The organism is Micromonospora sp. NPDC002575 (assembly GCF_042889525.1).
GTDB lineage: Bacteria > Actinomycetota > Actinomycetes > Mycobacteriales > Micromonosporaceae > Micromonospora > Micromonospora carbonacea.
In genome coordinates this window covers 336648-358831 of sequence record NZ_JBIARA010000003.1, presented here as the reverse complement: position 1 = coordinate 358831, position 22184 = coordinate 336648, and the positions used below count along the sequence as shown (strand labels likewise).

The 22184-nt window shown below is 73.4% G+C and carries 21 protein-coding genes and 1 pseudogene; 7 read left to right on the top strand and 15 right to left on the bottom strand.

The window, feature by feature from the left end; translation table 11 throughout:
* Together ACFYWL_RS07265 and ACFYWL_RS07260 are read left to right on the top strand one after the other, a co-directional pair.
* Positions 1 to 1206: an ADP-dependent glucokinase/phosphofructokinase gene (locus tag ACFYWL_RS07265; RefSeq protein WP_386968557.1), complete on the top strand. Its 1206-nt coding sequence runs from the start codon at positions 1 to 3 to the stop codon at positions 1204 to 1206.
* Positions 1203 to 2156, top strand: a complete 954-nt coding sequence (locus ACFYWL_RS07260; protein WP_386968553.1) for a class I mannose-6-phosphate isomerase — start codon at positions 1203 to 1205, stop codon at positions 2154 to 2156. Before ACFYWL_RS07265 ends, ACFYWL_RS07260 begins: the two co-directional genes overlap by 4 nt.
* 43 nt (positions 2157 to 2199) lie before the next feature.
* On the opposite strand, the gene ACFYWL_RS07255 is transcribed toward ACFYWL_RS07260, so the two are convergent.
* Together ACFYWL_RS07255 and ACFYWL_RS07250 are read right to left on the bottom strand one after the other, a co-directional pair.
* Complete coding sequence (locus ACFYWL_RS07255) at positions 2200 to 2454, bottom strand: Txe/YoeB family addiction module toxin (RefSeq protein WP_077936960.1); 255 nt, start codon at positions 2452 to 2454, stop codon at positions 2200 to 2202.
* Positions 2451 to 2735 carry a type II toxin-antitoxin system Phd/YefM family antitoxin gene (locus ACFYWL_RS07250; protein WP_386968550.1) on the bottom strand — a complete coding sequence of 95 codons (285 nt, stop codon included), beginning with the start codon at positions 2733 to 2735 and terminating at the stop codon, positions 2451 to 2453. The genes ACFYWL_RS07255 and ACFYWL_RS07250 overlap by 4 nt, the downstream gene beginning before the upstream one ends.
* 163 nt (positions 2736 to 2898) lie before the next feature.
* On the opposite strand from ACFYWL_RS07250, the gene ACFYWL_RS07245 reads away from it, so the two are divergent.
* Positions 2899 to 3444, top strand: a complete 546-nt coding sequence (locus ACFYWL_RS07245) for an HAD family hydrolase (RefSeq protein ID WP_386968547.1) — start codon at positions 2899 to 2901, stop codon at positions 3442 to 3444.
* A gap of 13 nt (positions 3445 to 3457) precedes the next feature.
* Here ACFYWL_RS07245 and ACFYWL_RS07240 read toward each other — a convergent pair.
* The 9 genes and pseudogenes from ACFYWL_RS07240 to ACFYWL_RS07200 form a co-directional block, all read right to left on the bottom strand.
* A pseudogene (locus tag ACFYWL_RS07240) lies at positions 3458 to 3643 on the bottom strand (hypothetical protein); the annotation flags it as partial.
* A 12-nt stretch (positions 3644 to 3655) separates the two neighbouring features.
* Complete coding sequence (locus tag ACFYWL_RS07235; RefSeq protein WP_386968544.1) at positions 3656 to 3910, bottom strand: type II toxin-antitoxin system Phd/YefM family antitoxin; 255 nt, start codon at positions 3908 to 3910, stop codon at positions 3656 to 3658.
* Between the two features lie 166 nt (positions 3911 to 4076).
* The gene (katG, locus tag ACFYWL_RS07230) at positions 4077 to 6353 is read right to left on the bottom strand and encodes a catalase/peroxidase HPI (protein ID WP_386968541.1); all 2277 of its coding nucleotides are present in this window, start codon (positions 6351 to 6353) and stop codon (positions 4077 to 4079) included.
* Between the two features lie 23 nt (positions 6354 to 6376).
* Positions 6377 to 6826: a Fur family transcriptional regulator gene (locus tag ACFYWL_RS07225; RefSeq protein ID WP_386968539.1), complete on the bottom strand. Its 450-nt coding sequence runs from the start codon at positions 6824 to 6826 to the stop codon at positions 6377 to 6379.
* A 230-nt stretch (positions 6827 to 7056) separates the two neighbouring features.
* The gene (locus tag ACFYWL_RS07220) at positions 7057 to 8172 is read right to left on the bottom strand and encodes a ricin-type beta-trefoil lectin domain protein (RefSeq protein ID WP_386968536.1); all 1116 of its coding nucleotides are present in this window, start codon (positions 8170 to 8172) and stop codon (positions 7057 to 7059) included.
* A 34-nt stretch (positions 8173 to 8206) separates the two neighbouring features.
* Positions 8207 to 9541 (bottom strand): cellulose binding domain-containing protein, encoded by a 1335-nt coding sequence (locus ACFYWL_RS07215; RefSeq protein WP_386968533.1) that lies wholly within the window; start codon positions 9539 to 9541, stop codon positions 8207 to 8209.
* 194 nt (positions 9542 to 9735) lie between these two features.
* Positions 9736 to 10392 carry a response regulator gene (locus ACFYWL_RS07210; RefSeq protein WP_386968530.1) on the bottom strand — a complete coding sequence of 219 codons (657 nt, stop codon included), beginning with the start codon at positions 10390 to 10392 and terminating at the stop codon, positions 9736 to 9738.
* Positions 10389 to 11363 carry a sensor histidine kinase gene (locus tag ACFYWL_RS07205; protein WP_386968528.1) on the bottom strand — a complete coding sequence of 325 codons (975 nt, stop codon included), beginning with the start codon at positions 11361 to 11363 and terminating at the stop codon, positions 10389 to 10391. Before ACFYWL_RS07205 ends, ACFYWL_RS07210 begins: the two co-directional genes overlap by 4 nt.
* A gap of 4 nt (positions 11364 to 11367) precedes the next feature.
* Entirely contained in the window at positions 11368 to 12783 is a 1416-nt protein-coding gene (locus ACFYWL_RS07200; protein ID WP_386968525.1) for a serine hydrolase domain-containing protein, read from the bottom strand.
* A 134-nt stretch (positions 12784 to 12917) separates the two neighbouring features.
* Here ACFYWL_RS07200 and ACFYWL_RS07195 point away from each other — a divergent pair, with 134 nt between their 5' ends.
* Entirely contained in the window at positions 12918 to 13913 is a 996-nt protein-coding gene (locus tag ACFYWL_RS07195; RefSeq protein WP_386968522.1) for a hypothetical protein, read from the top strand.
* A 14-nt stretch (positions 13914 to 13927) separates the two neighbouring features.
* Here the strand turns inward: ACFYWL_RS07195 and ACFYWL_RS07190 are convergent, their stop codons facing one another.
* Positions 13928 to 14797, bottom strand: a complete 870-nt coding sequence (locus ACFYWL_RS07190) for a helix-turn-helix domain-containing protein (protein ID WP_386968519.1) — start codon at positions 14795 to 14797, stop codon at positions 13928 to 13930.
* A gap of 124 nt (positions 14798 to 14921) precedes the next feature.
* Between ACFYWL_RS07190 and ACFYWL_RS07185 the strand changes: the two genes are divergently transcribed.
* The gene (locus ACFYWL_RS07185) at positions 14922 to 15833 is read left to right on the top strand and encodes an oxidoreductase (protein WP_386968516.1); all 912 of its coding nucleotides are present in this window, start codon (positions 14922 to 14924) and stop codon (positions 15831 to 15833) included.
* Here ACFYWL_RS07185 and ACFYWL_RS07180 read toward each other — a convergent pair.
* Positions 15814 to 16464, bottom strand: a complete 651-nt coding sequence (locus ACFYWL_RS07180) for a TetR/AcrR family transcriptional regulator C-terminal domain-containing protein (RefSeq protein ID WP_386968513.1) — start codon at positions 16462 to 16464, stop codon at positions 15814 to 15816. The genes ACFYWL_RS07185 and ACFYWL_RS07180 overlap by 20 nt on opposite strands.
* A 102-nt stretch (positions 16465 to 16566) precedes the next feature.
* Here ACFYWL_RS07180 and ACFYWL_RS07175 point away from each other — a divergent pair, with 102 nt between their 5' ends.
* Entirely contained in the window at positions 16567 to 17691 is a 1125-nt protein-coding gene (locus ACFYWL_RS07175; protein WP_386968511.1) for an FAD-dependent oxidoreductase, read from the top strand.
* Positions 17692 to 17756: 65 nt separating this feature from the next.
* Here the strand turns inward: ACFYWL_RS07175 and ACFYWL_RS07170 are convergent, their stop codons facing one another.
* Positions 17757 to 18629, bottom strand: a complete 873-nt coding sequence (locus ACFYWL_RS07170; RefSeq protein WP_386968508.1) for an NAD(P)H-binding protein — start codon at positions 18627 to 18629, stop codon at positions 17757 to 17759.
* A gap of 81 nt (positions 18630 to 18710) precedes the next feature.
* Here ACFYWL_RS07170 and ACFYWL_RS07165 point away from each other — a divergent pair, with 81 nt between their 5' ends.
* Positions 18711 to 19325: a TetR/AcrR family transcriptional regulator gene (locus tag ACFYWL_RS07165; protein WP_386968505.1), complete on the top strand. Its 615-nt coding sequence runs from the start codon at positions 18711 to 18713 to the stop codon at positions 19323 to 19325.
* 34 nt (positions 19326 to 19359) lie between these two features.
* On the opposite strand, the gene ACFYWL_RS07160 is transcribed toward ACFYWL_RS07165, so the two are convergent.
* On the bottom strand, positions 19360 to 22128 hold the full coding sequence (locus tag ACFYWL_RS07160) for a tetratricopeptide repeat protein (protein ID WP_386968503.1): 2769 nt from the start codon (positions 22126 to 22128) through the stop codon (positions 19360 to 19362).
* Positions 22129 to 22184: the final 56 nt, after the last annotated feature.

Here is a 22184-nt window from a genome sequence, read left to right as displayed (position 1 = left end):
ATGGCCGACGCCTCCCGGGTGGTCCTCGGCCTCGGCGGCTGCGTCGACGAGGAGTTGACGCTGACCGCCGACGTCCTGGAACGGCTGGTCACCGACTACGGCATCGCCGCCGCCGAACTGGCGGCGCCGCCGAGCGCCGTCAACGGCGAGCGGGACCTCGTGGTGTCCATCCTCGGCTACGTGGCCCGGGGCCGCGGCGGCGAGCACTTCGTCGCCGCCGCCCCGGCCCTGGAGACCTTCGCCGGCCGGTTCCCGCACCGCACGACCCTGGGCGGCACCTCCGTGCGGGCCGGGATCCTGCTCAGCCGGTTGGGCGTGCCGTCGACGCTGCACCTGGTCAGCGTCAACGACACCGTCCGGCGGCTGCTGCCGGCCGGCACCGAGTACGTCTCCAGCGGCGTCGCGGACACCTACCATCCCCACCTGATCGTCCAATACCACCAGGGCCTGCGGATCCGGGCCGGCGACGTCGACGTCACCGCCCCGTTCCCCAACCGGCTGATCTACGTCAACGACCCGGCCAACAGCGCGATGCGGCTCACCGACGACCTCGGCGACCGCCTCGGCCGGGCCGACGTGTTCCTGATCTCCGGCTTCAACGCCATGCGCGACGAGGCCGAACTCGACCGGCGGCTCGCCGAGCTGCGCGCCCACATGCGGCGGCTGCCGCCACGGGCGGTCACCTACTTCGAGGACGCGGCCTACCACGAGCCCGCCTTCAGCCGCCGGGTCCGCGACGCGCTGCTCGACGCGATCGACGTGTACGGGCTCAACGAGGACGAGTTGCAGTCCTACCTCGGGCGTCCGGTCGACCTGCTCTCGCCCGACCAGGTCGCCGACGCGCTCACGGCCGTGCACGCCCTCATCCCCGCGCCGACGCTGGTGCTGCACACGAAATACTGGGCGGCGGCGCTCGGCGACGACGCCCGGCGCTACGCCGACGCCCTCGACACCGGCACCCTGCTGGCCGCGACCCGCTACGCCCACGGCGACGACTTCACCGACGCCGACGTCGACCGACTGCGCCGCCAGCCCCGCCGGCCCGAGTCCGTCGCCTTCGCCCGGGCTCTGGGCGAACGGCTCGGCGACCGGGTCCACTGCGTCCCCGGGCTCGCCCTCGACGTCGCCAACCCCACGACCATCGGCCTGGGCGACACCTTCGTCGGCGGCTTCCTCGCCGCGCTCGTCCGCCAGGAGGAACGATGACCATCGAGGCGCTGCCCGCCAACCAGCCCGAGACGTTCTACCGGGGGGCCGGCCGGATCGCACGGTTCCGCGACGCGCCGGCGCTGCCCGACCGCCCCGAGGACTGGGTGGGCTCGGTGACCAGCCGGTTCGGGCTCGCCCCGGCCGGGCTGTCCACCCTGCCCGACGGGCGGGTGCTCGCCGAGGCCGTCGCCGCCGACCCGCGCTGGTGGCTCGGCCCGCAGCGCGCCGACACCGGCGTGCTGGTGAAGCTGCTCGACGCCGGGCAGCGGCTGCCGCTGCACGTGCACCCCGACCGCCGCTTCGCCACCGCGCACCTGGCCTCCCCGTACGGGAAGACCGAGGCGTGGGTGATCGTCTCCGCGCGCCCCGACGCGCACGTCCACCTGGGTTTCGCCCGCGACGTCGCCGCCGACGAGCTGGCCGGCTGGGTGGCCGGCCAGCAGGTCGACCGGATGCTCGCCGCCACCAACAAGATCCCGGTCGCGGCCGGCGACGCGATCCTCTGCCCGGCCGGGCTGCCGCACGCGATCGGCGACGGCATCCTGCTGGTCGAGGTCCAGGAGCCGACGGACTACTCGGTGCTGCTGGAATACGAGGGCTTCGGCCTGGCCGAGGGGCACCTCGGCCTCGGCTACGACCTGGCCCTGGGCTGCGTCGACCGGGGCGCGTGGACGCCGCAGCGCCTCGCCGGGCTGCGGGGCGACGGGGCGCGGCTGCTGCCCGAGGCCGCCGACGAGTTCTTCGCCGCCGACCGGGTGCGCGGCGGCGACCGCCTGGCGCAGGGCTTCGCCGTCCTGGTCGTGGTGGCCGGCGCGGGGCGGCTCACCGGCGAGCGCGACGACCTTCCGGTGCGCCGGGGCGACACGCTGCTGGTCCCGTACGCCGCCGGCCCGCTACGGCTCGACGGCGCGGTCGAGGCGATCCGCCTGGCGGGGCCCGCCACCTGAGGCCGCGCCGCAACGACGACAACCTCGTTGCGGCGCGGCTTGTTCACTCGTAGTGGTAGCGACACTGGGCAATCTGCACTGTGTCGTCGACTATCCGATACACCAGGCGGTGTTCCTGATCGATGCGTCTCGACCAGAATCCCGACCAGTTTCCCCGGAGTTGCTCCGGCTTCCCGATGCCCTGGTGGCCGTTGCGCCGGATGTCCTCGATCAGGGTGTTCACCCGCTTGAGCATCGGGCGGTCCCGCTGCCAGGCCTGGTAGTCCTCCCACCCCCGGCTGGCGAACTGGACCTTCACGCTGCCGACACCTCACCCGCACTGGCGTCGGGGTCGATCAGATCGTGCATCTCCCCGCCCCCGCTGCGCAGCTCTTCGACGGCTTCGTTCAGGCGGCGCGCATTGGCGGGGCTGGCCATCAGGTACGCCGTCTCCTTCAGCGACTCGTACTCACGCAGCGAGATGATGACGGCGGCCTCACGGCCCGACCGGGTGACCACCACTTCCTCGGCGTCGTCCACCACGTGGTCGAGTAGCTTGGCCAGGTTTTGCCGGACTTCTGAGTAAGGGACCATGCGCATGATGCCTCCCTGGCGTGGCGTACAAGAAATTGTACAAGAAGCAAGGTCGCGGGTCGGCGGATCCGGCGTGTGGCTGATCTGTCGATCAAGCGCTGGAGCATGCTTGGTGTAGCGGAGGCGGAACGGTCCCTCGACTGCCCCGCCCTCGGTATGGTTGCTGACCATGCAGCGGTTGGCGCTCTTCGATCTCGACAACACGCTCGTGGACCGTTCGGAAGCGTTCCGGCTCTGGGCGGTCGAGTTCTGCGCCGACCACGGACTGCCGGGCGACGCGTTGGCCTGGCTGATCGCCAGTGATCAGGACGGTTCCGTGCCCCGGGACTGGTTCTTCGGCGAGGTGACGGCCCGTTTCGGTCTGGCCTCGGTGGACACCGCGTGGGGGCAGTACCGACGCCGGATGCCGGAACTGGTGAGTTGCCCCGACGAAGTGCTGGAGGCACTGACGCTACTGCGTGGCGATGGCTGGACCGTCGGGCGCGAGATCTTCGAGGCGGCGGCCCATGGGTGCGGTCTCGATCTGCGGGCCGGGGGCTGGGCGATCGGTGACAACCCGGTGCTCGATGTCGAGGGTGGCCGCGCGGCAGGGCTTTCCACCGCGTGGGTCAGCCGGGGGAAGGACTGGCCGGCGGAACTCGCCCCGCCCGATCGCACCGTTCCGGACGTCGTGGCCGCTGTCCAGGTGCTGCGAGACGAGGATGCCGGGCGGTAGCGGAAGCCGCCCTTCACACCTTCAGTACTTCCACGAAAGGCTGACCCTGGCCTCCCGCGATGTGTCGATGGCGCTCTACGGTGATCGCCTGTGCCACCAGCATGCGGTCGAAGGGATCATGGCGGCTGGCGGCGATGGCATGGGCGTGGGTCACCGGAAGCTCCCGAAACCCAATGTCCCTCACCCGCTCGGCCAGGTCAGGGCAGCAGCATCATGCGCCGATGCCGAAGTCGGCGGCGATCTCGGCGTTGGTCTGGGGTGAGTCCCAGTCGCCGGAGAGATCCAACTGACCGGCGAGAGAACCGACCCCAGTGCGGTTGGCCCGCCGCACCAGCGGCACGACCTTCGCCACCGGAGTGCCCGCCCGGTCGATGATGATCTCCTCGCCGCGTTCCACCCGTTCGATGATGCGCGACAGGTGCGTCTTGGCATCGTGCATGTTGTAGTGCGCTGCCTCGGCCGACATGACGCCACCTCCTCGGTTAGCTAACAGCCTAGCCTGCCTGGTCGGCTACCGGGTCGGGCACGCGCCGACGGGCGGCGACGGTGGCCGTCCTGATCGGCTCCGGGCGAAGGGCGGGCCCCGGTCGATCGCTGACGATCGGCCGGGGCCCGTCGGTTGAAGCGGCCGATCAGGCCAGGTCGAACCGGTCGAGCTCCATGACCTTGGTCCAGGCCGCGACGAAGTCGGCGACGAACTTCTCGCGCGCGTCGTCGCTGGCGTAGACCTCCGCGAGGGCCCGCAGCTGGGAGTTGGAGCCGAAGATGAGGTCGACCGCCGTGGCGGTCCACTTCACCTGGTCGGTGGCCAGGTCGCGGATCTCGTAGACGTGCTCCTCGGACTCCGACGCCTTCCACCGGGTGCCCGGGGAGAGCAGGTTGGTGAAGAAGTCGTTGGTGAGCACGCCCGGCCGGTCGGTGAGCACGCCGTGCGCGGTGCCGCCGACGTTGTTGCCGAGGGCGCGCAGGCCGCCGACGAGGACGGTCATCTCCGGCGCGGTCAGGTCGAGCATGTAGGCGCGGTCGACGAGCAGCACCTCCGGCTGGGTCTTCTCGCCCGGGCGCAGGTAGTTGCGGAACCCGTCGGCGCGCGGCTCCATGACCCGGAACGACTCGACGTCGGTCTGCTCCTGCGAGGCGTCGGTGCGGCCCGGCCGGAACGGCACGGTCACCTCGACGCCCGCGTCGCGCGCCGCCTTCTCGACGGCGGCCGAGCCGGCCAGCACGATCAGGTCGGCCAGCGAGATCTTCGCGCCACCGGCGGAGTTGAACTCCTGCTGGATGCCCTCCAGGGTCGCCAGGACCGCCGCGAGCTGCTCGGGCTGGTTGACCTCCCAGTTGCGCTGCGGTTCGAGGCGGATCCGCGCGCCGTTCGCGCCGCCGCGCTTGTCGGTGGAGCGGAAGCTCGCGGCCGACGCCCAGGCGGTGGAGACGAGCTGGGCGGTGGTGAGGCCGGAGGCCAGGACCTTGGCCTTGAGGGCGGCCACGTCGGCGTCGCCCACGAGGTCGTGGTCGACGGCCGGCACCGGGTCCTGCCAGAGCTGCGCCTCGGGCACCCACGGGCCGAGGAAGCGGCTGACCGGGCCCATGTCGCGGTGGAGCAGCTTGTACCACGCCTTCGCGAACGCCAGCGCGAACTCGTCGGGGTGCTCCAGGAAGCGGCGGGAGATCTTCTCGTACGCCGGGTCGACGCGCAGCGACAGGTCGGTCGTCAGCATCGTCGGCTTGTGCTTCTTCGCCGGGTCGTGGGCGTCCGGGATGATCGCCTCGGCGTCCTTCGCGACCCACTGCTTCGCCCCGCCGGGGCTGGTGGTCAGCTCCCACTCGTAGCCGAAGAGGATCTCGAAGAAGCGGTTGCTCCACTGCGTCGGCCGGTCGGTCCACGTCACCTCGAGGCCGCTGGTGATCGTGTCGCCGCCCTTGCCGCTGCCGTAGGTGCTCAGCCAGCCCAGGCCCTGCGCCTCCAGCGGGGCGCCCTCGGGCTCGGGGCCCACGTGGTCGTCGGCGACGCCCGCGCCGTGCGTCTTGCCGAAGGTGTGGCCGCCGGCGATGAGGGCGACGGTCTCCTCGTCGTCCATCGCCATCCGGCGGAACGTCTCGCGGATGAAGTGCGCCGCCGCGGCCGGGTCGGCGTTGCCGCGCGGGCCCTCCGGGTTGACGTAGATGAGGCCCATCTCGGTCGCGCCGACGCCGGCCACCATCTCCTTCTCGGAGGCGTAGCGCTCGTCGCCGAGCCAGGTGTCCTCCGGGCCCCAGAAGATCTCCTCGGGCTCCCAGACGTCCTCCCGGCCGAAGCCGAAGCCGAAGGTCTTGAAGCCCATCGACTCCAGGGCCACGTTGCCGGCGAGCACGAGCAGGTCGGCCCACGAGATCTTCTGGCCGTACTTCTGCTTGACCGGCCAGAGCAGCCGGCGGGCCTTGTCGAGGTTGGCGTTGTCCGGCCAGCTGTTGAGCGGGGCGAACCGCTGGCCGCCGTCGCCGGCGCCGCCGCGGCCGTCCTCGATGCGGTAGGTGCCCGCCGCGTGCCAGCTCATCCGGATCATCAGGCCGCCGTAGTGGCCGAAGTCGGCCGGCCACCAGTCCTGCGAGGTGGTGAGGACGTCGACGATGTCCCGCTTGAGGGCCTCGACGTCGAGCTTGGCGAACTCGCGGGCGTAGCTGAAGTCGGCCCCCAGCGGGTTGCCCTTGGGCGACTGGGCGTGCAGGACGGACAGGTCGAGCTGGTTGGGCCACCAGTCGCGGTTGGTGCGGGGACGACCGCCCGTCTTCGGCGTCGGCGAGTCGATCGCCGGGTTCTCGCTCTCGCTGCCCTGCGCGGTCACGGAGTCGTGCGCGACCGGGCAGCCGGCCGCCTCCTTCTTGTCCACGCCCTGCGCGCTGACGGGCGCGTTGTCCTGGGTGTCGCTCATCGGTTTCCTTCCGGACTGGCTGATCACTGGGAGGTGCGTTGGGTTGGCTGGGCGGTGCGTGCGGTCGCGCAGCCGGGGCAGGTGCCCCAGTAGACGACCTCGGCCTCGTCGACGGCGAAACCGTGGTCGTCGGAGGCGGTGAGGCAGGGTGCATGGCCGACGGCGCAGTCGACGTCGGCGATCGCGCCGCAGGAGCGGCACACGACGTGGTGGTGGTTGTCCCCCACCCGGCACTCGTACCGGGCGGTCGCGCCGGCGGGCTGGATGCGCCGCACCAGGCCGGCGTCGGTGAGCGCCCGGAGCACGTCGTAGACCGCCTGGTGGGAGACCGTGGGCTGGTCGGCCCGGACCAGGGCGATCACCGTGTCGGTGTCGACGTGCGGGTGGTCGCGCAGCGCGGCGAGCACCGCCAGCCTGGGCCGGGTCACGCGCAACGAGACCGCCCGAAGCTGGGTCTCGAAGTCGGACGTCACCCCCAGAACCTAGCCCACTCTTCTGGAATCAATCAAGTTTTCCGCCGACCCAACCCACACATTTCGCCACCGGCGAGTCGCGGACGCCCCCACCACGAACAAGATCGTGCCCGATCAGGGAACGAGTGGCGTGGTTCCGGCCAGGAGGCCACTCTTTCCGCGATCGAGCACGATCCCGTCCGTACCGCACCGGCGGGCGGCCCTCCCCCGAAGGCCGCCCGCCCGTCACGCTATCGGCGGCTCCACTGCTGGTTGGTCTGGCCGGTGCACGTCCACAGCACGAGCTTCGTGCCGTTGGCGGTGCCCAGGTTGTACGGGTCCAGGCAGAGGCCCGACTGCACGCCGGTGATGGTGCCGTTGGCGTTGACGTTCCACTGCTGGTTCGTCCCGCCGTGACAGTCGTAGATGGTGACCTGGGTGCCCGGGGAGGTGCCGTAGCCGGCGGCGTCGAGGCACTTGTTGCCGTAGACCGTCAGCGCCTTGCCGGAGGTGTAGGTCCACTGCTGGTTGGCGCCGCCGTGGCAGTCCCACAACTGCACCTGGGTGCCGTTCGTGGTGGTCGAGCCGGGGACGTCGACGCACCGCCCGGACAGGGCGCCCACGAGCGCGTTGCCCTGGCCGGTGCCGCTGCCCGGGTCGCCGATGCTGCCGGGCACCGACTGCAACGCGGAGTACCAGCGGGCGGCCATCTTGTCGTAGCCGCCGGCGGTCGGGTGGATGCCGTCGATCAGGTCGGCGGTGGTGAGGGCGCTCTGCATGTCGACCAGGCGCACCCGCTTGCCGGCGTTCACCTTGCTCTGCACGATGCCGGGGATCGCCGCGTTGAAGGTACGCGCGGCTGCCGCCTGGTTGCTGTTGGACAGCGTGATGATCTGCGCGACGAACACCTCGGCGGTGGGCACCGTGTTGGTGATCTTGTCGATCAGGCTGGAGAGCCGGTTGGGCGCGGTGCTCACGTTGTAGTTCTGGAGGATGTCGTTGGTGCCGATGTGCAGCAGAACGCTCTTCGGCCGTTGGGTGTTGAGCCAGCCGACGACGTTCGCGTCGATCTGGTCGATACGCCAGCCGGGGTGCCCCTGGTGGTCGTGGTCGCCCAGGCTGGCCGGCCCGTTGAACTGCGAGCCGACGAAGTCGACCGTGTAGCGCCCTGCGGCGAGGCGCTGCCAGAGGCCGATGCGGTAGCCGCCCGGTACCTGGGTGCCCTCGGTGATGGAGTCGCCCAGCGGCATCACGCGCACCCCGCCGTTGGACTCCGCGTTGGCCGGACCGGCCGGCGCCGCCAGCACCCCGGCGACCGCCACCCCGAACGCGGCGAGCGCCGCGAGCCACCTTGCCCTCGTTCGCATGGATTCCTCTCCCTGATTCAAGATTTGTCGTCGGTCACGGGCTGGTGCAGGTCGGCGTCGGGGCGGGCGGGGTGCCGGAGCCCAGGAAGCCGAAGGTCGTCGAGCCGGCGGCGGCGAGCGAGCCGTTGTAGGAGACGTTGCGTACGGTCGCGGTCGATCCGCTGGTGCTCAGGGTGCCGTTCCAGACCTGGCTGATGCTCTGGCCGCCGCCGAGGTCCAGGCGGACGGTCCACCCGTTGATGGCGGCGCTGCCGGCGGTCACGGTGACCTCGCCCTGGAAGCCGCCGGACCACGAGCCGACGGTGCGGTAGGTCGCCGTGCAGGCGGCGCCCGAGGGCGGCGGGGTGGTCGTCGGCGGCGGGGTGCTCGTCGGCGGGCCCGTGGGCGGCGGCGTGGTGGTGGGCGGGGTGGTGGGCGGCGACGTCGGCAGGCCCGGCGGCACCAGCGGGCAGGTGGAGTTGTAGCGCGAGACGCCGGTGCTGTCCGCCAGCGGGCAGAGGAACTGGGTGTACCGCGTGTCGTTGTCCAGGAAGATCTTGAGCCAGGGGATCAGGATCCGCATCTCGGTGGGGTTGGGCCGGGTGAAGGAGAGGTGGTCGTTGCCGGCCAGCTCCGCCCATGCGTGCTCCACCGAGGCGGGCAGCGTGTTGTAGATGCCCTGCACGTACGACGGCGTGACCGTGCCGTCGTTCTGCCCGGAGATGAGCATCGTGGGCACCTTGGTGGTGGACATGTTCAGGCTGTTGCCGGGCGCGCCGGGCGCGAGGCCGACGGCGGTCTTCAGCGACGGTCGGCGCAGCGCCGCCATGAGCGTCCCGGCCCCGCCCGCGGAGTGGCCCATGACGCTCAGCCGGTTGGGGTCGACCCGGTTGCGCACCGGGCTGGACTGGGTGAGATAGTCCAGCGCCGCGAGCAGTTGGGTGGCGCGGGCGTCGGCCCCGTCGGTGCGGCTGTTGGTCTCGATGCCGAGCACCACGAACCCGAAGGACGCCAGCCAGGGCCCCATCCAGGCTTCCTCGTTGGCGAACAGCGCGGAGTAGCCGGGGACGATCGCCACCGCGCCCCAGGTGCCCAGGCTGGTGTCGGTCGGGTAGTAGACGTACCCGCCGTTGAAGCCGTTGCCCGGCGGCACCGTCGCCTGCGTCGTGGCGAACGGGCCCCGGCTGGCGGCGACGCTGGCCAGGGTGGGGTCCGGGCCCCGCTGGTACGGGTTGTCGGCGGCCGACGCGTGCGGCGCGGTCATCGCCATCGTCAGGCCGAGGACCAGCGCGAGCCCGGCCGTCAGCCACGTGACGATGCGCAGCCGGGGCGCGGACGGCGCGCGGCCCCTGACTTCCGGCGGCGAGGGCGCGTCTGCTGGCAGCTCCACTGGTTCCTCCTTCGATCAGGCAAGGCCCGGACCCGGTGGAGGGCGTGCCCGTCCAGGCCCGCCCCGGGACGATCTCCGGGTACGGGCATGGACCGCAGCCCCGGCCGACGTGTCGGGCGAGCTCGCGATGTTATCGCTCACATTACGTCCGTGATTCATGTCGGTCAATTAATCCGCACGGCTCCAGCCGCCGGTCACGTTCCGTCGTCGACGAGTCCGGCCTCGTAGGCCAGGATCGCCGCCTGGACGCGGTTGCTCAGGCCCAGCCGCAGCAGGATCGCGCTGACATGGGCCTTCACGGTCCCTTCGGCCAGCGACAACGACCGGGCGATCCGCTGGTTGGACATGCCGCGGCCGACCAACGACAACACCTCCCGCTCGCGGGTGGTCAGCGGCTCCAGCCGGGTCCGGGCCGTCCTCGCCCGAACCAGGCCGTCGCCCAACTGGGTGATCACCCGCTGGGCGATCCTCGGGGACAGGAACGCCGCCCCGTCGGCCACCGACCGCACGCCGAGAATCAGCTCACGCGGATCGGCGGCCTTGAGCAGGAAGCCGCTCGCGCCGACGGCGAGCGCCCGGGCCACGTACTCCTCCTCGTCGAACGTCGTCAGCATGATCACCTTGACGTCCGGGGTCATCGCGGCAAGCTGGGCGGCGGCGGACAGGCCGTCGAGGCGGGGCATCCGGATGTCCAGGAGCGCGATGTCGGGCCGGTGCCTGCGGACGAGTTCGACCGCCTGGCCCCCGTCGGCGGCCTCGGCAACCACCTCGATGGCCGGATCGGTCGTCAGGATGGTCGCCACCCCGACCCGGATCGTCGGCTCGTCGTCCGCGATCACCACTCTGATCATCGCCGCTCGGCCCCGTCCGCCGGGGCGCCGGGCAGGTGGGCCGTCACCGTGAAGGTGCTCTCGTCGGCCTGCGCGCGCAGCGTGCCACCGATCATCTCCACGTGCTCCCGCAGCGCGACGATCCCGGTGCCGGGCCCGTTCCGCCGGGACGGCTGCCGCACCGGGTTGCGCACGGTCACGGTGACGGGGTCGCCGGCCAGGTCCACGCGGATGTCCACCTCCGCGCCGGGCGCGTGGCGGGCCGCGTTGGTCAGTGCCTCCTGCACCACCCGGTGCACCGCCCGGTCGGTGGGCGTCGAACCGCTCGTGACGCCGGCCACCGGGTGCAGGTGGACGGTCATTCCGGCGTCCCGGGCACGCTCGACGAGCGCGTCGAGGGACTGGTCGGTCAGCGGGTCCGGCGCGGTGCGCAACCGGTTCACGGTGTAGCGGAGCCGGTCGGTCGCGGCCACCGCCGACGCGCGGAGCTTCGCGGCGGCCTCCCGCTGGCTCTCGGTGGCGTCCGGCGCGAGTTCGAGCGCGCCGGCGCGCAACGCGATCAGGGCCAGTTCGTGACCGAGCGCGTCGTGCATGTCGGCGGCGATCCGGGCGCGCTCCAGCAACCGGGCACGGTCGGCGACGACCTGCCGCTCCCGTTCGAGGCGCGCCACCCGTTCCGCCCCCGCTCGGACGAGCTCGTTCTGCTGCCGACGGAACCGGCCGGCCAGCCACGGCAGCGTCACGAAGACCCCGAGCGTCAGCAGCGCGCCGACGCCCGCCGACGGGTCGACGACCGCGTACCCGGCGGCCGACAGCGCGACGGCGGCCAGCAGCAGCCAGCCGCGCCGCACCGGCAGATGCCGTCCGTGCAGGTAGGCGGCCACCGACAGCACCGCGAAGAGCGCCTGCCGCCACGCCGGAAGCTGGTCCATGTACAGCCCGTTGAGCGCCGCGGCCCCGGCGACGACGATCAGCGAAACGGCGTTCCCCACCTGGTCAACCTACCGACCGCAGCCGGACCAGCCGCGCCGCGGCGGTCGCCAGCCCGGCCGCCGCCGCGACCGCGAGCGTGATCGTCAGCGGTGCGGGAAAGTAGGTCAGCTGCGCCCACGTCACGGCGCGGCCGTTCATCAGGGCCGAGGCCCACTGCGGGTAGCTTGCCAGCACCGCCACCGGCACCAGCGCCCAGACCAGCCGGAGCCCGGTCCGCCACCACGCCCGCCCGGCGCGAAGGCGCGCCCAACGACCCGAGCGGAGCACACCCAGGACCCCGAGCCCGAAGGCGACCAGGGCGGTGACCGCGAGGGCCGTCTCCGTCGTCTGCCGTCCCCCACCCGGCACGGCCGGCCGGCGGCCGTCGGCAAGGGCGACCAGCCCGAGCAGGACGTCGTACGTGTCGTCGTACAGCGAGGCGCTGTTGGTCATGACCGCGAAGCCGAAGCCGGTGGCCGGGTCCACCGCCTGCACCGCCGTGTACGTGAACAGGTTGCCCGAGTGCACCAGCAGGGTGCGGCCCTCCACCTCCTCCGCGCCCCAGCCCATGGCATAGCCGCTGCCCGGCGACGGCTCGTGGAGCACGGCCAGACTGCCGTCCGTCACCACCTGCGGGCCGTGGCCGGTCTGGCTGATCAACCAGCGCCCCATGTCGGACGCCGTGGTGACGATCCCGCCCGCGCCACCGCGGAACCCCGGGAGCTCGGCTCGGGCCCTCCACGTGCCGTAGACGGAGACGAACCCCTCCGACGGCTGCGCCGCCCGGTCCCCGACGGCGCTGACGCCCATGCCGAGCCGCCCGAAGACCCGCGCCCGCATGGCCTCGGCGAAGTCGCGTCCGTCGACCACCTCGACCAGCCGGGCGGCGACGTCGTAGTTGACGTTGCAGTACTCCCAGCGGGCTCCCGGCTCACCGGCCAGCCTGCCGTGCCGCAGCGCGGCCAGGTAGCCGGCGAGGGTCGTCGCGCGCTGCGTCGCGCCGATGTCGACCGTGCGGTCCGACAGACCCGAGGTCTGGTTCAGCAGTTGCCGCACGGTGATCCTGGCGGCACGCGGGTCGGCCATGCGGAACTCCGGCAGGTAGCTGGCGACCGGTTGGTCCAGCGCCACCCGCCCCTCGTCCACGAGGGTCATGACCGCGGTCGCGGTGAACGACTTGCTCACCGACGCCACCCGCATCGGGGTGTCGGCCGTGACGGGCCGGCCGGACGCATCGCGGCCGAGCCCCGTCGCGTGGACGATCCGGTCGCCGTGGGTCACCACCGCCGACATTCCCGGCAGTCCGGTCGAGTCGAACGCCTCTCGGAGGTATCGGTCGATGGCGGCGGGCGTGGGGGCGGCAGCCGGTTCCGTGCCCCACGCGGGTCCGGGCGCGGCGACGACCAGGGACAGGGCAAGGGCCAGAACGAATCTTCGCATGGGTCGAACCCTAGGAACGGACGCCCGGCGAAGCGCCCGGCGATCGTCGTGACAGACCCCTGACGAAAGTCGTGGTGCCGCGCCGGGCCCGGCCCGGGCTTCGGGAACCCGGTTCGGTGCCGGATGATCGATGGGTGATCGCGGCGGCCTGGCGGGCGGTGGGGCGGGCGTGTCCCGGTCCGGTGGTGCTGGCGGTGTGGGCACTGGCGACCGTGCCGGCCCCGCTGGTCCTCTTCGAGGGGACCCACCGGTGGGAGGAGCACATGGAGGTCTCCACGGCACTGTGGTGGACCGTGGGGGCGGCCCCCGTGCTCGCGGCCGTGGTGGCGTCGAAATGGACCCGGCGCACCGAGCAGCCTCGCACCATCCCGGCCGCTGCGGCGGCCGTCGTCGCGGCCACGCTGGTCAGCTCGGCGTTCGTGGCCGCCACGATGGCGCTCTACGGGTGGGGCATCCCACTGACCGGCGCCGCCCGGTGGCGGAGCGTCCTGCTCGGCAGCATCGCCCTGGCGATCTGCGGCGCGGCGGTCGGCCGCCTGCTCGCCCGACGTCCCGTGCAGGGCGGCCAACGGTCGACGCGACGCGGCCTCGTCGCCGGCGGGATCGCCGCCGTGGCGGGTGCCCTGCTCGCGCAGACGACGGTGCAACTCGGCGCCGAGGGCAGCACCGTGCGGCACAGCCCGGTCGAGTACGGGGCGGTGGGGCCGTACGCGCCGTCGGCCGGTGAGCCGGGGAAGCTGACGCTGCCGGCGGCCGGCCCGTACGCGATCTACGCGGTGGGTTTCGCACCGAGAGACCCGGACTGCCGGGTCACCGGCGCCGACGGGGCGGTCGTGCCGGCGAGGTCGCTCACCATCGCGCCCGGCGACTACGGAAGCGACGCGGCGTCCCTCGCGTGGATCGCCTCCTTCGACGCTCCCCTGCCCGGCAACTATTCGCTGTCCTGCCGCACCCTGGACCCGGAGGCGTCATACGCCGTCGGCGAGGTCCCGCAGATCCGGGGGGCGGTGGGCGCGCTTCTGCGCTGGCCGCTCGCCGCGATCTGGCTGCTCGGCGCCCTCCCGGGTCTGCTGATCGTCGCGGAAGCCGGCGGCCGACGGGCCGGGCGCGTGCCGAGACGCCGGGGCTGAGGTGGAACGCCCGGTCAGCGGCCTCCGCCGGCGTGCCGCCGGGTCGCGTGCAGCGACGCCAGCAGCCGCAGCCGGTCCGCGTCGGCGCTGCCCGGCTCGGCGGTGAAGACCAGCATGACCGGGCCGGGGTTGCCCGGCAGCGGGTACGTGTCCCAGTCCAGGACGATGTCGCCGACCTCCGGCACGCGGAACGTCTTGGTGCCGCTGACCGATTCGCGCACGTCGTGCCGGGCCCACAGCCGGCGGAACTCGGCGCTGCGGATGCTCAGCTCGCCGACGATCGCGGTGGCGCGCGGGTGGGTGGGGTCGGCGGCGACGGCGACCCGCAGCATGCCGATGTAGTCGAGGGCCTGGCCCTCCCAGTCGGGGCAGCTCCGTTGGCCGGTCAGCGCGTCGTCGAACATCAGCAGCAGCATGTTGAGCCGCTCGGGCGGGTAGCCGTCCGGGTCGCCGAGCAGCGCCTGGGCCAGCGGGTTCCAGGCGAGCAGGTCGAGGTGCCGGCCGAGCACGACCGCCGGGGTGTCCAGCACCCGCAGCAGCCGCCGGGTGCCCTCCGGCACCCGCTCCGGGCCGTGGTCGGCACGGGCGGGCACCGGCCGGCGGGCGGCGCGGGCCAGGGTGAACAGGTGCCGGCGTTCCCGCTCGTCGAGGCCGAGCGCACCGGCGATCGCGGCCAGCACGTCGTCGGACGGGCGCACCTCCCGGCCCTGCTCCATCCGCTGGTAGTAGTCGGTGCTCAGCCCCGCCAGCAGGGCCACCTCCTCGCGGCGCAGCCCGGTCACCTTGCGCCGGCCGCCCGGCTCCAGGCCGACGTCGCGCGGGCGCAGCCGGCCGCGCCGGGCGCGCAGGAAGTCGCCCAGCTCGCGGGCGTACGGATGGCTCATGTCGCCAGTGTGGCGCGGCCCGGACCGCCGACGGTAGGTCCGGCGAACCTAGGCAACCGGGGACGCCGGAGCCGGCCCGCGCCCCGCCTAGCGTCTGCCGCACCGACGCTTCGAGGAGCCGCAGATGACCGCATGGACCGCCGACCACATCCCCGACCAGCACGGCCGGGTCGCCGTCGTGACCGGTGCGAACTCGGGCCTCGGCCTGGTCACCGCCACCGAGCTGGCCCGCCACGGCGCGCACGTCGTGCTCGCCGTCCGCGACACCGCCGCCGGCCGGGAGGCCGCCCGCCGCATCGGCGGCGAGACCGAGGTACGCGAGCTGGACCTGGCCTCCCTCGCCTCCGTACGCGCCTTCGCGGCGAAGCTGGCCGCCGACCACCCGCGCATCGACCTGCTGGTCAACAACGCCGGGGCGGTGCTGCTCGGCCCCCGCCGCACCTCCGCCGACGGCTTCGAGCTGCACCTGGCCACCAACCTGCTGGGGCACTTCGCGCTGACCGGGCTGCTGCTGGACAGCCTGGCGGCGGCCCGGCAGGCCCGGGTGGTCAGCCTCAGCTCGCTCACCCACCGCACCGCGCGCCTCGACTTCGCCGACCTGATGTACGAGCGCGGCTACCGGGGGTCCACCGCCTACGGCCGGTCCAAGCTCGCCACCACGATCTTCGGCGTCGAGCTGGACCGCCGGCTGCGCGCCGCCGGGTCGCCGGTCGTCAGCGCGCTGGCCCACCCCGGGCTCACCCGCACCAACCTGACCCCGCGCGCCTGGGAGCACCGGGGCCGGGCGGGGCGGGCGATCGCGCGGCTCGGCCTGCTGACCACCCAGTCGGTGCAGCAGGGCGCGCTGCCGCAGTTGTACGCGGCGACGGCGCCCGGCGTGCGGGGCGGCCAGTTCTTCGGGCCGTCCCGGCTGTGGGAGACGTGGGGGCCGGTCGCCGAGGCCCGGTTCGGCCGCGAGGCCGCCGACCCGGCGGCCGGGAAGCGGCTCTGGGCGGCGGCCGAGGAGCTGACCGGCGTCAGCTACCCGGGGCGGTGATGCCGTCCAGGATGGCGGCCAGGTTGCGGTGGAAGGTCTCCTCGGCGTCGAGGTGCGCGCCGTCGACGACGAGCCGGGCGACGGTGGGGTAACGGCCGGTGGCCAGCATCCGGGTCAGGTAGGGCCCGTGGGCCGCCTGCCAGGCGGACACGTCGGTGCCGGTCGACCGGGCGGTGCGGCGCTCGGTGATCTCCCGGCGGAGCGCCCCGACGAGGAACGCGTTGAGGACGCCCAGGGCCCGTTGGAGGTCGTCGACGCCGCGCACGCCGGGGGCCTGACTGAGCGCCGCCGCGTTCGCCTCGCCCACGGCGAGCGCGTGCGGGCCCAGGTGCGGTCGCGCGCCGAGCAGGTCGACGAACCACTCGTGCTCCAGGGCGGCGGCGCGGGTCCGGCGGGCGACCGCCAGCACCGTGTCGCGCCACCCGGGGTGGTGGCCGAACTCGGCGATCTGGGCATACACGGTGTCGACCATCAGGTCGAGCAGCTCGGATCTGTTGATCACGTAGTCGTAGAGGCGCATCGGGCCGACGCCGAGCTCCTTGGCGATCTTGCGCACCGACAGCCCGTCCAGGCCGTCCGCGTCGGCGATCCGGATCGCCGCGGCGGCGATCTTCGCCCGGCTCAGTGCCACCGAGGCCGCCCGGGGCTGAGGCTCGGGCCGTTCCCACACGGGCAACGGCACGCTACCGTACGATGTATCCATAAGATACAGCGTACGGTAAGGGGGCTGGCGATGCGAGTGGCGATCGTGGGTGGCGGCATGGGCGGCCTGACGTTGGCCCGGATCCTGCACCGGCACGGCATCGACGCGGTGGTCTACGAACGCGACGCCAGCCGATCCGCACGCCCGCAGGGCGGATCGCTCGACCTGCACCCGGAGTCCGGGCAACGGGCGCTTGCCGACGCGGGCCTCGCCGCACGCTTCCGGTCGGCGGCGCGGCCGGAGGGCGAGGAACACCGCATCCTCGACCCGGCCGGGCGCACCCTCGTCCACCACCGGCCGTCGCCCGGCTCGTTCTCCGGACGCCCCGAGATCGACCGCAGCGTGCTGCGTGACCTGCTGCTCGACTCGCTCCCCGGCGACGCGGTGGCCTGGCGGCACCGGCTCGTCGCGGCGACGCCACGAACCGCCGGAGGGTTCGAGCTGACCTTCGCCGACGACCGCCGCGCCGGCTGCGACGTCCTCGTCGGCGCGGACGGCGCACGCTCGGTCGTCCGGCCGCTGCTGACCGACGCGCGACTGTCCCACGTGGCCACCGTCGTGGAGCTGGGCATCAGCGACGCCGAACGCCGCCACCCCGGCATCGCCGAGCTGGTCGGCCCCGGCAACTTCTGGTGCATCGGCGCGAACCGGGTCCTGTCGGCACAACGCCTCGGCGACGGCAGCATCCGGGTCGGCATCTCCCTGCGCGCGGACGACCGCCCCCTGGCCCACTACCGCAGCAGGCGCACGCTGCTGGAGCTGTTCGACGGCTGGAGCCCCCGGCTCACCGCGCTCATCGAGGCGAGCGACAGCCCACCGCTGCCACGCCGCATCGAGACGATGCCCGCCGACACCCGCTGGCCCCACCGGCCGGGCATCACCCTCGTCGGTGACGCCGCCCACCTCATGCCACCGGTCGGCGAGGGCGCCAACCAGGCCATGCTGGACGCGGCCGACCTCGCCGCCGCGCTCGCCGCCGACCCCACCGACCCCGACGCGGCGATCCGGGCGTACGAGGAGGCGATGTTCGCCAGGATCCGGCCGATCGCCGAGATGTCCGCCCGGGTCCAGGCGATGATGCTGTCGCCCACGGCAGCCGACGACCTCGTCCGCTTCTTCACCCCACGCCGCGCCGAGCCGACGCCCGCCACCTGACGACGGACAACGGGTGACGGGCGGGCCGCGGGCCCCGTTTCGCCTTCCGCCGAAGGCGGTCCTCGTCAGTCGCCGGTGAACTCGGGGGCGTGGTCGGTGGCCCACTGGCGGAAGGTGCGCGCCGGCCTGCCGAGGAGGTCGGCCACCGTGGAGGTGACGTACGCCGGGCGACCCGTCGCGGCGTACCACGCGGCCAGGAGCATGTCCACGGCCGGGCGCGCGGCCTCCGGGGCGGCGCGCCGGAACTCGTCGGGCGTCATCTCCTCGAACGTGAGCCGGCGGCCCAGCGCGTCGCCGACGGTGCGCACCTGCTCGGCCTGGGTGAGCGACTCGGGGCCGGTCAGGACGTAGTCGCCGCCGACGTGCCCGCCCTCGCGCAGGATCCGCGCGACGACCTCGGCCACGTCGCCGTCGTCGACGGGGGCGGTCTCGGCCGCGCCGTACGGCCAGCGGACCACGCCGTCGCCCCGGATCGCGGCGGCCCACCAGGACAGGGCGTTCGACGCGAACATGCCCGGCCGGACGATCGTCGCGTCGAGGCCGGTGGCCGCGATGAGCCGCTCGTTCTCGGCATGCAGGGCCGCCATCGGGTTCGGCTGCTGGAAGAACGGGTGCGGGGTCCGGTGCGGCGCGGACAGGTAGACGACCCGCCGCGCGTGGGCGGCCAGCCGGTCGACGACGGCCGGCGCGGTCTGCGGCGGGGCGGTCCAGACCAGGAAGACCGCGCCGACGCCGGGCAGCGCGGCATCGAGCGACCCGGGCACGGTGAGATCGCCGGTGACGACCTCGACGGCGGCGGGCAGCGCCGCCGCCGACCCGGCGCGGCGCACGAGGGCGCGGACGGGCACGCCCGCCTCGATCAGCAGGCCGGTCACGGCGCGGCCGATGCGCCCGGTCGCCCCGGTGACGAGCACCGGCGGCCCTCCTGCGGGTGTCACGCTGCCAGCCTGTTCCATACCGCCCATCCAACAGTTACCGAGTTGCAAAAGCAACCCGGTAACAAAGGTTACGCTGGCGACGTGAGCGAGCCGGTCGGGCTGCGGGCCCGCAAGAAGGCACGGACCCGGGACGCGATCGCCGACGCGGCGATCTCGTTGTTCCTGGCGCGCGGGTTCGACCAGGTGTCGGTCTCCGACATCGCCGCGGCGGCCGAGGTGTCGAAACCCACCCTGTTCCGCTACTTCCCCACCAAGGAAGACCTCGTCCTGCACCGCTTCGCCGACCACAACGGCGAGGCCGCACGCGTCGTCCGCGACCGCCGCCCCGGCACCGCGCCGATCGCGGCCCTGCACCAGCACTTCCGCGCCGGCCTCGACCGCTTCGAGCCCGTCACCGGCCTCAACGACCACCCCGAGGTGGTGGCGTTCCACCGCCTGGTGTTCGGCACCCCGAGCCTGGCGGGCCGGCTGTTGCAGTACCTGCGCGACGACGAGGACGCCCTGGCCGCCGCCCTCGACTCCGGTGTCCGGGGCCGGCTGCTGGCCGCCCAGGTGATCGCCGTGCAACGGGTGCTGGCCCGCACCAACTGGCAGAGGATCGCCGAGGGGCGGAGCGCACGCGACGTACACCCCGAGGCGTTCGCCGACGCGGACCTGGCCTTCGCCCAGTTGGGCCGCGCAACGAGCCACCTCTAGCCGGGCAGCGTGGCCGCCCGCCCGTGGTGGGCGGTCAGGGATGGCGCCGGTCGAGCGCTTCCAGCTTGGCATGGACCTCTTCGGCGTCGGGGTGCTGGAGGTCGTCGAGGATGGCCAGGGCCTGCTGCCAGGCGATTCGAGCAGCCTCGGGGTCGCCCGCCGCCAGGTGGGCGTCACCGAGGTGGACGAGGACCTCGGTGAGGGAGTAGCGGGCGCCGACGTCGCGGTTCAGCTCAAGAGCGTGCCGGTAGCAGGTGATGGCCTGGTGGTGGTGGCCGAGCTGGTGGTGGGCGTAGCCGATGCTGTCCCAGGCGGCAGCTTCACCGGCACGGTTGCCGAGTTGCTGTTGTTGGCCGAGCGCCTGGTGGCAGTACCTGAGCGCCTGCCGCTGGTTGCCGAGCAGCGCGTGTTGCCAGCCGATCTCGTTGAGGGCGTTGGCCTGTCCGGACCGGTGGCCGATGGCCCGGTACAGGTCGAGGGCCTGCCGGGCGTGGTCGAGAGCCTGTCGGTGCCGGCCCTGCTGCGCGAACATGAGGCCGAGAATGATGTGGTCGGACGCCTGGCCGGCGTGATCGCCCAGCTGTTCGTGGAGGTTCAGGCTGCGCATGAGTTGGGTCTGGGCCTCGCCGAGGTCGCCCAGATTCCGGCGGGCTGTGCCGATGAACTGGTGGGCCTGGGCCTGTGCGGGTCGGTCCTTCGCGCGTTGGGCGGCGGCCAGGGCGGCCTCCTGGGTGGCGGCAAGGTCGTGCCAGTGGCCCTGCCGGTCGAGGTAGATCGCGAGTGCCCCGGCCAGTTGCCAGACGTGGGCGTCGAAACCGGTCATGGCGGCGTGCCGGATGGCGGCCAGCAGCACCGCGTGCTCGGCCGTGAGCCAGGCCATCGCCTGACCGGGGTCGGCAAGGACCTCTGGGGTCACGCCGGGTTGGGGTGGCGGCGGCGTGACCCACTCGCGGGTGGGACTGAGCAGCCGACCGGCGGTGTGGGCGGTGTGCAGGTAGTGGTCGAGGATCCGATGGGTGGCGGCGTGGCGCTGCTCGGGGCGGTCCCGGGCGTGGAAGAGTTCGGCAGCGTAGGCGCGCAGCAGGTCGTGCAGCGTGTACCGGCCCCGGACGTGTTCGGCGATGAGGCTGGCACCGGTCAGCTCGGCCAGCAACGGCCGGACCAGTGGTGGGGCAAGGCCGGCGAGGCTGGCCGCCGCTTCTGCGGTGACGTCCGCGCCAGGATGCAGCCCGAGCTGCCGAAACAGTCGCGCCGCCGCCGGCGTGAGGGCGGCGTAGGACCAGGAGAACACGGCCCGCAGATCGGTGGCCGGGTCCGGGTCGGCCAGCACGTCGAGGCGCGTGCCGGCCTCGGCCAGCTCGGCGACGAGGTCGCCGAGGGAGAGCTGCGGGTTGGTGGCGGCGCGGGCGGCCACGATGGCAAGCGCCAGGGGCAGTCGCGCACAGAGCGCGGCGAGCGAGTCGGCCGCCTCCGGCTCGTCAGTGACCCGGTGGGCACCGAGGCGACGGACGAGCACATCGCGGGCCTCATCGGACGTGAGCAGGTCGAGCGGGAGCGCGTGGGCGCCGGTGCTGGCCACGAGACTGGTGAGCCGGTCGCGGCTGGTGACCAGGACGAGGCAGCCGGGCGCGCCGGGCAGCAGCGGGCGGACCTGAGCGGCGTCGCGGGCGTTGTCGAGCACCACGAGCATGCGCTTGTCGGCCAGTTGGGTGCGGTAGAGCGCGGCCTGGGCATCGCGGCCTACCGGGATGCGTTCGGGCGGCACGGCGAGGGCGTCCAGGAAACCGCGCACCGCATCGGCCGGATCCATTACCGCCCCGCCCGGGTCGAAGCCGCGCAGGTTGACGTACAGCTGTCCGTCGGGGAACCGCCTGGCGGCCTGGTGTGCCCAGTGCACGGCAAGGGCCGTCTTACCCACTCCGGCCGTCCCGGCGATCGCCGAGATCACCACAGCCGCCGGGCCCCCGCCCTCGGCGGCGCCCGGGCCCACCGTGGCCGCGACGGCATCCAGGTGGGCGAGGTGGGCACGGCGGCCAGCGAAGCCGCGCACGTCGGCCGGAAGCTGCGCCGGCACCGCCACCCCCGCCGGAAGCGCGCCCGGTGGCGGGGGCAGGTCGGGCTCGCGGCGCAGGATGGCCTGGTAGACCGACTGCAACTCCGCGCCCGGCCGCTCGGCCAGTTCCTCGTCCAGCCGCGCTCGGGCCGACGCGTAGCAGTCGAGGGCGTCGGCACGGCGACCGGCCGCGTAATGGGCCCGCATCAGCATCGCCGGTAGCGCCTCGACCAATGGATAGCGGCTGACCAGCTCCGTCAGCGGGCCGACCGCCGCAGTCGGGTCCCCGCCCCGGATCTCGGCGTACGCCCAGCCCAGCACCGCGTCTCGGTACTCGCCGTACCAGGCGTCGCGGGTCCGGGCCACCCACTCCCCGTCCAGGGTCGCGAGCGGCTCACCCCGCCACAAGCCCATTACCGCGCGCCACTGCGCGGTCCGGTCGGCGTCCGCCGGCCCGTACCCGGCCATGTTCGCCACCAGGCGACGGAACCGGTGCACGTCCACCATGTCCGGGTCGACGTCGAGCACGTAGCCGCCGCCGCGGCGGACCCGCACCGTCTGGTCCGGGACGCCCAGCCGGGTGAGCAGCGCACGGATGTGAGTGATGTGGGTCTGCACCGTCCGCCAGGCCCCCGACGGCGGCGACTCTCCCCACACCCGGTCGACCAGCACCTCCCGGGGCGTCAGCCGGCCCGCGTCCGCGGCCAACGCCGCCAGCACCAGGCACCGCTGCGCCGGGCCGACATCCACCGGGGCACCACCACCCGCGCTGAGCTGCACGTGACCCAGAAGCCGAATCCACACCC

Bases quoted from the DNA above. Each gene is read 5' to 3' on its own strand.
- katG (WP_386968541.1), bottom strand. From the start codon at position 6,353: ATGAGCGACACCCAGGACAACGCGCCCGTCAGCGCGCAGGGCGTGGAC.
- ACFYWL_RS07185 (WP_386968516.1), top strand. From the start codon at position 14,922: ATGACCGCATGGACCGCCGACCACATCCCCGACCAGCACGGCCGGGTC.
- ACFYWL_RS07210 (WP_386968530.1), bottom strand. From the start codon at position 10,392: ATGATCAGAGTGGTGATCGCGGACGACGAGCCGACGATCCGGGTCGGG.
- ACFYWL_RS07220 (WP_386968536.1), bottom strand. From the start codon at position 8,172: ATGCGAACGAGGGCAAGGTGGCTCGCGGCGCTCGCCGCGTTCGGGGTG.
- ACFYWL_RS07250 (WP_386968550.1), bottom strand. From the start codon at position 2,735: ATGCGCATGGTCCCTTACTCAGAAGTCCGGCAAAACCTGGCCAAGCTA.
- ACFYWL_RS07190 (WP_386968519.1), bottom strand. From the start codon at position 14,797: ATGAGCCATCCGTACGCCCGCGAGCTGGGCGACTTCCTGCGCGCCCGG.
- ACFYWL_RS07235 (WP_386968544.1), bottom strand. From the start codon at position 3,910: ATGTCGGCCGAGGCAGCGCACTACAACATGCACGATGCCAAGACGCAC.
- ACFYWL_RS07265 (WP_386968557.1), top strand. From the start codon at position 1: ATGGCCGACGCCTCCCGGGTGGTCCTCGGCCTCGGCGGCTGCGTCGAC.
- ACFYWL_RS07245 (WP_386968547.1), top strand. From the start codon at position 2,899: ATGCAGCGGTTGGCGCTCTTCGATCTCGACAACACGCTCGTGGACCGT.
- ACFYWL_RS07200 (WP_386968525.1), bottom strand. From the start codon at position 12,783: ATGCGAAGATTCGTTCTGGCCCTTGCCCTGTCCCTGGTCGTCGCCGCG.
- ACFYWL_RS07260 (WP_386968553.1), top strand. From the start codon at position 1,203: ATGACCATCGAGGCGCTGCCCGCCAACCAGCCCGAGACGTTCTACCGG.
- ACFYWL_RS07175 (WP_386968511.1), top strand. From the start codon at position 16,567: ATGCGAGTGGCGATCGTGGGTGGCGGCATGGGCGGCCTGACGTTGGCC.